We start from the raw sequence: 799 nt of genomic DNA, 5'->3' as shown, positions 1-799 counted from the left end.
TGCAAGGGGATCACGTTGAAGAAGGTGGCACTGCGCGCTGCGCCTTGCTGAGTGGTGCCCGAGAGCCAGCGGTTGAGCAGTTCCAGATCGTTATAAATCGGTTCGCCGTCGAACGAGGTGATCTGATGGCTAATACCTTGTTGCGATAACAGTTGCGACTGCATGTCGCCCTCTTCCCGCACCTCTTTAAGGTAGTTGCCGAACACGCCGGAGTGATCCAGCATCAGCTGTGATTTAAAGCCGAGGTTAGCCAGATTATCAAACAGGTAGCACTCGCGGTTGGCCGGTTGATACAGCCCCTGATGCGACGTTTGCCCACAACTGGCACGCAGCAGACGAATTGATGCCGGGCCGCTATAAGCGGTTGCTGAGTTAAACTGGGAGAACATCACATCAAAACGTTGCCACAGCGGGTGGGTATCGAGATGGATGGCTTGCAAATCCGACCAGGAGAGCGAACAGATATTGATAATCAGCACGTCAAAGGGCTGTGCATCCGCAGGCAGTGCAGCCGGAAACGCGCTGACGCGCGATTTTTCCCGCGTATAGAACTGGTTGATGTAGGCCGTCAGGTTCTCTTTGGTAGGCGGCAAGGTCGCCCCCGCCGGTGCATTCCCCGCGCTGGGGGACGCAGAGGTTCCGGAAGCCACCGAGGATGATGGCAGCAGTGCAATCGCGGGCCCACCCAGCGTTAGAATATTCAGCCAGGCTACCGCCGCAACGGTGAACACCGTAATGCGGATCCACTGCGACAGAAAAAGGTACGCCACCAGCAGCACAAAACCCGCCCCAACCATCT

Annotated in this window: 1 protein-coding gene; it reads right to left on the bottom strand. The window is 56.8% G+C overall.

Annotated features, from left to right (window positions below; all coding sequences use genetic code 11):
- On the bottom strand, positions 1 to 799 hold a 799-nt coding region (gene bcsG, locus J5224_RS31905), incomplete at both ends, for a cellulose biosynthesis protein BcsG (RefSeq protein WP_264628973.1).

The organism is Candidatus Symbiopectobacterium sp. NZEC135, assembly GCF_025962695.1.
The sequence above is the reverse complement of the archived record's forward strand: the minus strand, read 5'-3'. Positions and strand labels throughout refer to the sequence as shown.